Raw genomic sequence first — 10,307 nt, forward strand, 5'->3', positions numbered from 1 at the left:
CGCCGGATGCCCGCGCTCCAGAGAAAGGAAGGAAAAAGAATGAATAAACCGGTATCGTTTGACGTTGAAGGAACCGTATCGCTAGGGGGCATTGTTCGGCTTTGCGCCGTCTTTATCCTGTTATGCGGCATCGTCTATCCGCTGCTGTGCACCGGGTTGGCTCAAGTGTTGATGCCCGGCAATGCGAACGGAAGCTTACTGAAGAACAGCTCCGGCCAAATCAGCGGCTCCGAGCTCATCGGGCAGCCATTCACCGATCCGAAGTGGTTTCAAGGCAGAGTATCGAGCATCGAATATAAAGCGGAATCGTCCGGGACGAACAACTACGGCCCGTCCAATCCCGAGCTGCTCCAACGGACGCAAGCTTCGATCGAGCAGTGGAAGGCGAACAACCCGGATGTGCCGATTAGCCTGCTGCCTATCGATCTGATTACGAACTCCGCTTCCGGCCTTGATCCCCATATTACGCCGCAGTCGGCCAAGGCACAGGTGCCGCGTATCGGCAAGCTGACCGGCATTTCGCCGGATCGATTGAATGCGCTGGTGGACGCCCATACGGAAGGGCGCGATCTGGGACTGTTCGGCGAACCTAGAGTCAATGTGCTGAAGCTGAATATGGCCTTGGCCGAGCTGGCGAAGCAATAAACAAAATGCGGCGAACGGCGCATCAACCGCGGCGAGATTAGAGACGGAGTGAAGCGCGGCGCCATTCCGGCGTTGTTCATGCAGCGGCCGTCAGCAGTCAGGAGGCTTTCATGGAAACGTTCAGAGGGAAGACGCCGGAGGACATTTTGTTGTCGATTTCCAAGCTCCACCGCGGCCGGTTAAAAGTATACATCGGGGCGGTAACCGGCTCGGGGAAGACCTATCATATGCTTCGCGAGGGGCATGCCTTGAAGCAGCGCGGTCTCGATGTGGTTATCTGCGCCGTGTCGACGATGCGGCGACCGGAGACGGCGGAGCAGATCGGCGATCTGGAGCGGGTTCCAAGCATTCGCTGGCATGAAAACGGCATAGAGAAAAAAGATTTGGACGTGGAGCTGCTGCTGGAGCGCAATCCCGAAGTCGTCCTCGTCGACGGGCTGGCGCACCGAAACCGGCAGGGAGCCTGCTATCCTACGAGGTTGGACGATATCCGTCAGCTCCTCCATCGCGGCATCAGCGTCATAACGACGGTTAACGTCTACGAGCTGGAGGACATGAAGGAGCTGGCGAAGCGCCGAACCGGCATCGAGGTGCGGGAAACCGTTCCTGCCGATACGCTGGAGCTCGCCGATGAGGTCGTGCTGATCGACGTTACCCCGGAGACGATGCTCGCCCGCGCTGCGGAAGGAAGCTGCAAGCCGCAGGAGGCCGCTCCGTTGTTCAAGCGGGGCAATCTCGCCGTTCTGCGAGAATTGGCATTGCGTCTGGTTGCCGAAGGGGTGGGCGATACGCTGGAGAAATACCGGCAGGAGACGGGCGCGGCTCGGCCGTCCGGCGCCGCTGAGCGCATCCTGATCTCCGCGCAGTACCATTGGAACGGCTCGATCCATGTGCGCCGCGGTCAGCAAATCGCCAAGCGGCTGAACGGGGATTTGACGGTCGTCACCTTCGTTCAGGGGAACCGGCCGCCGAGCAAGGAAGCCGCCTCCTTCAAGCGCTCGATTGTCAAGCTCGTCGAGAAGGTGGGGGGAGATTTCGAGGAGCTGCCGCTCCGCTCGCGCAGAGCGCTGCCCGGCGCCCTCGTCCGTTATGCGATTCAGCATAATATGACCCGCATCGTTATGGGACATTCCAAGCAAACCCGCTGGCAGGAGCTCTGGAAGGGAGCGGTCGTCCATAGGGTGTTAAAACGGACGAAGCATATCGACGTGTTCGTCGTCGCCGATCGCGCGGACCATGAGGGGGAGCGGATCTTGCCGGCCAGGCTGAACAAACCGGCGGCCGATCCGTACCGGCGTCTGAGCCCGCAGGAGATGGAGCGGCGCATCGAACAAATCCGGAGGGGACGATTCAAGGTATATATCGGCGCTGCGCCGGGAGTCGGCAAAACCTACACTATGCTGCGGGAAGGCAACGACCTGCTGCGCCGCGGAGCGGATGTTCGCATCGGCCTGCTGGAGACGCACGGAAGGCAGGAAACATTGGCGCAGGTAGGCAAGCTGGGGACCGTCCCGCGAAAGGTCGTCGATTATCGGGGAACGCGGCTGGAGGAGATGGACACCGAAGCGATCCTGCGGGAGGCCCCGGAGATTGTGCTGGTCGACGAGCTGGCGCATACGAATGTGCCCGGCAGCAAGCATGCCAAGCGGTATGAGGATGTTATCGACATGTTGAACGCAGGGATTTCCGTCATTTCGACTATAAACGTTCAGCATTTGGAAAGCTTGAACGATGCCGTCGAGCAAATTACCGGCATTCGCGTCCGCGAAACGGTGCCCGATCATCTGCTGCGGCTGGCCGATGAGGTTCAACTGATCGACGTTGCGCCGGGCTCCCTGCAGCAGCGGATGAAGGACGGCAAAATTTATTCGCTTGATAAGGTCGATCAGGCGCTGAATCATTTTTTCAAAACCGGCAATTTAATTGCCCTGCGGGAGCTGGCGCTGCGCGAGATCGCCGACGATGTCGACGAACGCTTGGAAGCTTGGGAGCGAAGAAGCGCTCTAAGGGGACCTTGGCGCCGGGAAGAGGTCATCTTCGTTTGTGTGGGCAGCGCGCCCGCCGCCGAGAGGCTTATCCGCAGAGGTTTCCGTATCGCGCACAGGCTGAAGGCAACCTGGTATGTCACTTATGTCCAACCTGACGAGATGAACTTATCCTCCGGGCTGTCGGAAAGGCTTCGCACTATGAAGGAGCTGACCGAGAGGCTTGGAGGCGTGTTTCGAATCGAAATCGCCGCATGCCGGAAGCGCATCGCGGATGTACTGATCGCCAAAGCGAACGAGTATAGATCAACGCAGCTTATTATCGGTCAATCGCGACGAACACGATGGCAGGAATTGAGGCACGGCTCTTTGGTCAAGAAGCTGCTCCGTTCTTCGCGTCATATGGATGTGCTCGTCGTCGCCGATGTTGACCCCAATATACAAGTTTAGTCGAGCAGAGGGTAGATGCAAAGGAGAGAAGAGCACAGCAGTATAGACCTTAAGGGAGAGAACGGCATGGATATGTTTATTTTCGTTTTTGTATGTGTATTTATAGCAGGATATTTGTTCATTAATATGTTCGACAACAGCCGCAGATCGGCCAAGGAAGCCGTCCGCAAAAAGCTTCTATTGTCCTTGTTTCAAGCTGTCGTTATTTCCGGGCTTGTCCAGATCATTTTACATAGTTAGAAAAATTCCGGCGAGCTCCGGGAGGCAAGGGATAGGAAGGGTCATGCCGTTGGAAAAAACGAATGACCTTTCCGTTGTCCTGGCTTGTCCGCCTGTCGTCCCATCTCCGTGTCCGGAAAGCTTCGGATCATTGCTTGACGAATGTTTTCAAAGGTACAATCGCCAGGTTTAATCCGTCCACCATGCCTTGAAGGTAGACTACCTTCTCGATATCATGGGGGAATTTATCGGCTACGTCGGACAGCTTGCGTCTGAATTTGAATTGGGTGCTCTCCAGGTTTGCGATGATTTCGGCAAAATCCGTTACGACTTGCTTACATTCCGTAAAGTCATGCTCGTCGAACAAATCTTGATTTTTATGAATCAGTTCTTTAATAAAATGTTCCGATTGATCCGGTGTCGTCGCCATCAGCTCACCCCCTCTATATTACGGTTTGCCGGGAGAGGGATCTCTATACATTATTTCTAACGGATGATGGCAACGGGGCGTCGGCCCTCTTGACACAGCTAACTGTAATTAATATAATAACAGTAAGAAACAAAACACATCGGCACCGAATATGGAGGAGGCAATCGGCTTGAATAGCGAGTTTACTATTGCAATTCATAGTTTAGCACTGCTCGCTTACCGGCCCGATCATATGGCGACAAGCGATATGATCGCCCATAATGTGTGCACCCATCCGGCTCGTGTTCGCAAAGTGATGGCCATGCTTCGCAAGAACGGCTACGTTGCGGCTAAGGAAGGAACCGGCGGCGGATTTATTTTGAAATGCGATCCCGAACAGGTTACGTTGGCCGAGATGTACCGGTTGACGTCCATGGGCTCCGTTAAACCGGGCTGGTGTTCGGGAGATGCGGAGCAGGATTGTATGATCGCCTGCAATATGGCGACCGTTATGGATCAGTTGTATGCCGGCGCCGAGAAGCAGATGATCGATTACTTCGGTCAGTGGACGATCCGCGATGTGCTGGAGCAGGTGCGCAGAGAGCAGGAGAAGAAGCCGGGCGTATGAAGGTATTTAGCGTTGAGGCGGTTCGGAAGCTTGGATACTAACGCATATTGCAACTGTTACCTGTTTTGTTTCAGTTGAGGCGATTGATCAAAGGGAATGGAATGAAAGGGGAGTGGCATGGATGACGGCTATGAAACAAGATTGGATTCGAGTAGGAGATTGGGTGAGCGGGACCTCGCTGGAGGACGAGAAATTCATCGGATATGTGGAGTCGATCGATCTGTACGGCATGGCCAAGGTTCGTGTAACTCAATGCGATCATGACGGCGCCGTCGGAGAGGTGCTGGTTGCATCCCTTGCCAAAATGGATAAGCTCGCCGAATACGTGCCTTCCGAAGAGGCCGATTTGCGCAGCTTGCTGGATTTGGCGCTAATGACGCGGGACCAGGCTTGGTTCGAAGATTTGTACGCTTCGCTGCGTATGGCTCAATTCAACCTCGGGGGCAAAGAAAACGGCCCGGGATTCGATTACAGATCGACGGTTAGCCGAATTAAGATCGATTAATCCGTCGTTTAATTATATAAATCATATATTTCGTTAAGGAGTGGATTTCCATGGCATTGATTAAAGTGGAAGATCAAAATTTTAAAGAAACAATCGCGCAAGAAGGAGTCGTTCTCGTCGATTTCTGGGCGCCTTGGTGCGGACCCTGCAAAATGATCGCCCCGGTTCTGGAGCAAATGAACGAGCAGCTCGGCGAGAAATTGACGATTGCCAAAATGAACGTCGACGACAATCCGGAAACTCCCGGGGCATTCGGCATCATGAGCATTCCGACGCTGAAGCTGTTCAAAAACGGGGAAGAGGTATCGACGACGGTCGGCTTCAAACCGCTGCAAGATATGCTCGCTTGGGTACAGCCGCATCTTTCTTAATTTGACGAAAACCCTGCCGAATCCATACGAATGGATGAATCGGCAGGGTTTTATTGTTGTTTAGGAAATGATGCGCAGCCATTTCCTGTGGGATATCCGTGGGCTCCCCCAAAAGTAATGTCTACCTATAGAACGATCCCAGAGGAATGGTTAGACGCCGATCCAGCTTAGGCTGGATGCGGACGGAATTAGCTTCAGAGCATCACGTCACTACCCTGGAAATTACTCTTGGTACCCCATTTCCATTGTCTGTGGTGCCGCGTCGGCGGCATGGATGGCTTTTGGGGGATTTGTTCTTTACAAGTCTTTGCGGCGAAACAGAAGCATGCCGGCAATCATAGCGATAATCGTATAGCAGCCCGCATAAACGAGGTAAGCATTGGAGGGGATCTGTCCTACGCCGAAAGGACCTAAATCGCCGGCATTTAATTTGACCAGTTCCTCCATATCTTTGAAAGAGAACAGTTCCGATATCATTCGGTGCTGAAGCGATTCCGACGGCATGAGGAGGGACATCAGCCCCGCGATTGTCATCAGCGGTTTAAGCGACTCGTCCCGCAGTTGGGCCACGCCGCCAATCTTCTCGATCATCCCGCCGAGCCACCCTGCTCCGTAGAGCATCGTCATGAATACGCCGTTGCCCAAGGCGGAAAACAGGCAAGAGCCTGCCATCGAGACGGAGACGAGCAGAGGGACCACCCATGCGAACAGCAAAAACGATTTGATCAAGGAGAGCGGGTCCGAAGGAATGCGGGAATGAATTTGTGTAATGACCAGAATTGAGATGAACAGCAGGGCGGCATAGCCGACGCCAAGGCTGACATAACCGACCCATCGTCCCATATACCAATGCCAGCGCGGAAGCGGCCGCGGCAGCAGCGCTTGGAGCACGCCTTGCTCGGCCTCTCCCGATATGACGGAGAAGGAGCCGAAAATCGATAGGAACGCAATGACGAACGAACCGAAGAAAAAGCCGAGAGTTAACGTGATCGTTCCCATCGTAAAGCTTTCTACCAAGTATTCTATGCTTTGCTTATCGCGCGGGTACGTCACCAGCCGCGCGCCGATCGTTTGTGCGACGAACCAGAAGGCGACGAGAAACACCAAGGTCATCAGCAAGGTCAGCAGCATGACCCGTTTGCGGAGCAGCTCCTTCCAGGTCATTCCGATGATGGTCATCATACGCGTTCCCCCCTGTGACTGAGACCGGAGACCGCGTTCATAAACCATTCGTCCAGTCTTGTTTTGGCCTTCTTGACTTCATACAGCGTGAGTCCCTGCTCGACGATCAGGCTGTTCAGCCAGCCGATCTGTTCGTTGTCCTCAAGCTCCGCTTCCAGCCAGACGCAGTCGCTTAAGCCGTGCGGGACGGGCAGATGCGTAACCCGGATCGGCAGGCCGGTCGCTTCGGTAAGCCACGTCAATATAAACGGCGCGAACCCGCCGACACACAGGTGCCAGCGGGTCTTCTCCTGCAATACGTCGGATACCGCTCCGGTTTGCAGAATGTTGCCGTTATTCAATAGGGCGACGCGGTCGCACAGCAGCTCAACATCCTCCAGCAGATGCGAATTGAGGAAGATCGTCTTGCCTTCTTGTCGCAGCTCTTGCAGAAGGTTGCGCACCTCCATGCGTCCGATAGGATCGAGTGCCGAAGCGGGCTCGTCGAGGAACACCAGCTTGGGGTCGTTCACAAGCGCGCAGGCGAGGCCGAGCCGCTGCTGCATGCCCTTGGAATAATGCTTCACCCGGTCGCGGCCGCGCAGACCGATGCCGACCCGATCGAGCAGCTCCGGTACGCGCCGCTTGGCCACGGCGGGAGCGATGCCGCACAGCTTGGCATGCAGCATGACGACTTCGGCGCCGCTGAGCCATTCCTGGTAACGGTACAGCTCCGGCAAGTAGCCGATATGGCGTCTGGCTTCGATCGAGCCTACCGGTTCGTTCATAATCGTCGCCGTGCCGCCGGTGGGGCGGATCAGGCCGACGAGCATTTTGACGAAGGTGCTCTTGCCGGCGCCGTTCGGCCCGAGGAAGCCGAAGGCTTCCCCCGTACCGACCGTAAGCGTAATGCCGCGGCAGCCGCGGCCATTGCCGTAGTCCTTGGTTAATGCATGGGTTTCGATTATAGGTTGACTCAAGATCTAATCAACTCCGTCACTTTGCTGATCATCGCTTCGCGGGTCGTCAGAGCATTGTTGCCGTCTATCCGGTACAATTGGCCGTCCTTCACCCATGTGGCCGCATAGTACGTGCGCTTGCCTTGATCTCCGCGGTCCATCGTATCCGACGTCAGGATGACATCGACGCCGGCGGCCTTAATCTGCTCGGCTTGCCCGCTCTCGATCAGCGGCAGCGGCACGGAACCGCCTTGAAGCACGCCGGCCGTTCTCAGGCTATCCTTCAGGCTCTGAGGCAGCAGTGGGAATTGGATGATCGCATCCAGCGCTTCCGAGACCGGGATGGAAGGATCGACCGTAACGGTCGGCACCGGCATTTGCGAGAAGGAATATCCGATGCTATCCTGTCCCTCCTCTTCGCCCTTCGATACATAGAGGTAGATCGCCGAGCCTGTTTCCAGACTAATCGGCTTGCCGTCCACCGAATCGGGAAGCAGCTTCTTGGCTCCGAGACGGGTCATGGCTTTATTCACTTCGTCTACGTTCATTTTGAACGTCAGCGTATTGGACGGAGAGACGTACAGTTTTTGCTTCGAATCGAAGTCTGCCGGGACAATGATTTTATGCCCTAAGACTTTGGAGGCTTCAGCGGGATCGAGTTCGCCGATGGGTTTGCCGGACACATTGGTGAAGGTGCCGAATGTATTGATGGATTCCCGCGACTTGCCGTCTCCGAAAGCTCCGTTTAATATATTTTGCAATTCGTTCTCCTGTACGACGGTGAGCTGCTGCATCCGAAACTTGTTCAGGATGGCGGCGAGCGCCTGATTGCCGGACGGCGTAGCGAGAGTGACGGCGACGACGGCTGCGGCCGCCGCGGAAGCGACCCATTTCTTCCGTTTGTGCAGCCAACTGCCGAAGGAGCCGGAACGCTTCGCTTCATGAGCGGAAGCATTCGTCCCTCCGAAGAGCGGCTGAGCTTGCCGGGCGGCGGCTTCCTGCTGCGCTTCTATAGGCGCGGCAGGCGCCGCGAGCGGGGAGGCTGTGCTTTCGGCCGTAACGCTGCCGGCCCACTCGGCCCAGCGGGGCTGAACCGGCTCCTGCGCCAGCTTGCTTTGCAACTTGGTCCAGGCGTCGTCTACGGCTTCGCGCTCGCTTTTTTTATAATTATCGTTCATCGGTAATACCTCCTATTTGAACTGTGCTTCCGATTGCGTTGCGGCATGTCTTCTGAGTCGTTCCGTGGCCCGGTGAAGCAGCGTTCCTACGATCGGCTGGCGAACCTGAAGCTGTTCGGCGATTTCGGCGTAGCTGTAGCCCGAGTAGCGCAGAAGCAGCGCTTTGCGGTCCCGTTCCGGCAGCTCCTCCAGCCATTCTCGCACTTCCTCCTGATCCAGCTGTCTCATGAGCAGCTGCTCGTTGGACGGCTGCTCGCCTTCGGCGCTGAGCATATTCTGCGACTGCTTCTCATGCAGCGCTCGCTCCCGCGCCTTCTTGTTCAAGTAGTCATAGGCGATTCGCGTCAAGACGCGGTGCAGCCAGGCGCCCATCAGAGCCGGCTCGTCCGGGGGATTGCGGTACAGCCGCAAAAACACCTCCTGAGCCAAATCCTCGGCCGCCGCTTCGTCGCGTACAAGCCCGATCAGCTTGCGGCGCACGGTCGGATAATGTATATAAAACACTTCGCGAAAAAACTCTGACGATTGTTGCGTTTCTTGTTGATGTTGTTGCGGTTCCAATCGATTGTCCTCCTTTCAGCTGCAGCTATATATAAGACGGACGGCAATCCGGTTTTGTATCACGCGGGTGGGAAATTGATAATCTTTGACATGAGCGGCCGCTTTCGTGCATGATGGTAATAGGGTTTACCGATCCGGAATCTGCTTGCATGACGGCAAAGCCGCGAGGCATGGTATGCGCCCGGGATGTATATGCTGATAAGGAGACGTTGACTGCGTATATTCAGTATACCCGAACCTGCGGCATGGATAATGATGTGCGGTTCCAGTCATACCATTACAAAAGGATAAAGGAGCCGTTCGCGATGTATCCTTCGTTTTTTTTCGCCCATGGCATGCCGACGATCGTTAACGAAACGAACGCTTACACCAAGTTTTTGCGCACATTGGGGCTGCTGCTTCCAAAGCCCAAAGGCATCGCCATCGTCAGCGCCCATTGGGAGAGCGGGGTTCAGCTTATCTCCAGCAATCCGAAGCCGGATACGCTGCACGATTTTTTCGGATTTCCGGACGCGTTGTATGAAACGGTATATCCCGCCCGCGGCGATCTTGTGCTCAGCATGGAGATAGAGAAGCTGCTTGCCGCCGACGGCATCCGCTGCGAGTTGAATCATCGCCGGGGGCTGGACCATGGCGTTTGGACGCTGCTGTCTCTGCTGTATCCGCTTGCCGATGTGCCGGTCGTCGAATTGTCGGTTAATCCGAAGCTTGTTCCGGAAGAACAGTACCGTATCGGAAGGGCGCTGAAGTCTTTGAAGGCCCGCGACGTGATGATTATCGGCAGCGGAGGGACCGTTCATAATTTGGCGAAGCTGCATTGGCAGACGGAGGATGCCGAAGAGTGGGCGGTTCGGTTCGACCGATGGCTGGCGGAGAAGATCGCTGTATGGGAGCTGGAGGCTTTATTCGACTATGAAGGCAGAGGGCCGTTCGTCCGCGAAGCGGTGCCCAGCAGGGAGCATTTGGCTCCGCTCTTTATCAGCATGGGAGCCGGCGACGAGCAGCAGAGCGCGAAGCTGCTGCATCAGGAATACGAATACGGCACACTCAGCTTATCGGCGTGGATGTTTCGGTAGCTCGTGCTGATTTATTTTTTTGAAAATAATTATCTCAAGTTTCGCAGCTCAAATTTGGCATTAAAGCCTTGATGTAGCTGGGTAAACCTGAAATCCATTGCTGGACTTGACTTAAAATGGCCGACTTCCCCTGTTTGGTCTTCGTTTGAGTAAGCTCAAT

12 protein-coding genes are annotated in these 10,307 nt (G+C 55.5%); 7 read left to right on the forward strand and 5 right to left on the reverse strand.

Going from position 1 to position 10,307, the window contains the following annotated elements; translation table 11 throughout:
* Positions 1-39: 39 nt before the first annotated feature.
* The 3 genes from kdpC to N0M98_RS26950 all read left to right on the forward strand — a co-directional run bounded on the left by kdpC (position 40) and on the right by N0M98_RS26950 (position 3,320).
* Positions 40-645 carry a potassium-transporting ATPase subunit KdpC gene (gene kdpC, locus N0M98_RS26940; RefSeq protein ID WP_249860929.1) on the forward strand — a complete coding sequence of 202 codons (606 nt, stop codon included), beginning with the start codon at positions 40-42 and terminating at the stop codon, positions 643-645.
* A 110-nt stretch (positions 646-755) separates the two neighbouring features.
* Complete coding sequence (locus N0M98_RS26945; protein ID WP_259619685.1) at positions 756-3,080, forward strand: universal stress protein; 2,325 nt, start codon at positions 756-758, stop codon at positions 3,078-3,080.
* A 66-nt stretch (positions 3,081-3,146) separates the two neighbouring features.
* On the forward strand, positions 3,147-3,320 hold the full coding sequence (locus N0M98_RS26950; RefSeq protein WP_249860931.1) for a hypothetical protein: 174 nt from the start codon (positions 3,147-3,149) through the stop codon (positions 3,318-3,320).
* 127 nt (positions 3,321-3,447) lie between these two features.
* Here N0M98_RS26950 and N0M98_RS26955 read toward each other — a convergent pair whose 3' ends face one another.
* Positions 3,448-3,729: a hypothetical protein gene (locus N0M98_RS26955; RefSeq protein WP_249860932.1), complete on the reverse strand. Its 282-nt coding sequence runs from the start codon at positions 3,727-3,729 to the stop codon at positions 3,448-3,450.
* Between the two features lie 169 nt (positions 3,730-3,898).
* Between N0M98_RS26955 and N0M98_RS26960 the strand changes: the two genes are divergently transcribed.
* The 3 genes from N0M98_RS26960 to trxA all read left to right on the forward strand — a co-directional run bounded on the left by N0M98_RS26960 (position 3,899) and on the right by trxA (position 5,212).
* A complete protein-coding gene (locus N0M98_RS26960; RefSeq protein WP_249860933.1) occupies positions 3,899-4,336 on the forward strand; it encodes an RrF2 family transcriptional regulator in 438 nt (145 codons plus the stop codon).
* Between the two features lie 121 nt (positions 4,337-4,457).
* Positions 4,458-4,841, forward strand: coding sequence for a hypothetical protein (locus tag N0M98_RS26965; protein ID WP_249860934.1), 384 nt, complete (start codon positions 4,458-4,460; stop codon positions 4,839-4,841).
* A 50-nt stretch (positions 4,842-4,891) separates the two neighbouring features.
* Complete coding sequence (gene trxA / locus N0M98_RS26970) at positions 4,892-5,212, forward strand: thioredoxin (protein ID WP_249860935.1); 321 nt, start codon at positions 4,892-4,894, stop codon at positions 5,210-5,212.
* 297 nt (positions 5,213-5,509) lie between these two features.
* Here the strand turns inward: trxA and N0M98_RS26975 are convergent, their stop codons facing one another.
* The 4 genes from N0M98_RS26975 to N0M98_RS26990 are packed head-to-tail and all read right to left on the reverse strand — an operon-like array spanning position 5,510 to position 9,071.
* Positions 5,510-6,394 (reverse strand): ABC transporter permease subunit, encoded by an 885-nt coding sequence (locus tag N0M98_RS26975; RefSeq protein WP_249860936.1) that lies wholly within the window; start codon positions 6,392-6,394, stop codon positions 5,510-5,512.
* Positions 6,391-7,353, reverse strand: a complete 963-nt coding sequence (locus N0M98_RS26980) for an ABC transporter ATP-binding protein (RefSeq protein ID WP_249860937.1) — start codon at positions 7,351-7,353, stop codon at positions 6,391-6,393. The genes N0M98_RS26975 and N0M98_RS26980 overlap by 4 nt, the downstream gene beginning before the upstream one ends.
* Positions 7,350-8,510 (reverse strand): hypothetical protein, encoded by a 1,161-nt coding sequence (locus N0M98_RS26985; protein WP_249860938.1) that lies wholly within the window; start codon positions 8,508-8,510, stop codon positions 7,350-7,352. The genes N0M98_RS26980 and N0M98_RS26985 overlap by 4 nt, the downstream gene beginning before the upstream one ends.
* A 12-nt stretch (positions 8,511-8,522) precedes the next feature.
* On the reverse strand, positions 8,523-9,071 hold the full coding sequence (locus N0M98_RS26990) for a sigma-70 family RNA polymerase sigma factor (RefSeq protein ID WP_259619686.1): 549 nt from the start codon (positions 9,069-9,071) through the stop codon (positions 8,523-8,525).
* Between the two features lie 305 nt (positions 9,072-9,376).
* Between N0M98_RS26990 and N0M98_RS26995 the strand changes: the two genes are divergently transcribed.
* A complete protein-coding gene (locus N0M98_RS26995) occupies positions 9,377-10,147 on the forward strand; it encodes a DODA-type extradiol aromatic ring-opening family dioxygenase (protein WP_249860940.1) in 771 nt (256 codons plus the stop codon).
* Positions 10,148-10,307: the final 160 nt, after the last annotated feature.

The sequence above is a fragment of the Paenibacillus doosanensis genome (genome assembly GCF_025060755.1).
Taxonomy (GTDB): domain Bacteria; phylum Bacillota; class Bacilli; order Paenibacillales; family NBRC-103111; genus Paenibacillus_S; species Paenibacillus_S doosanensis.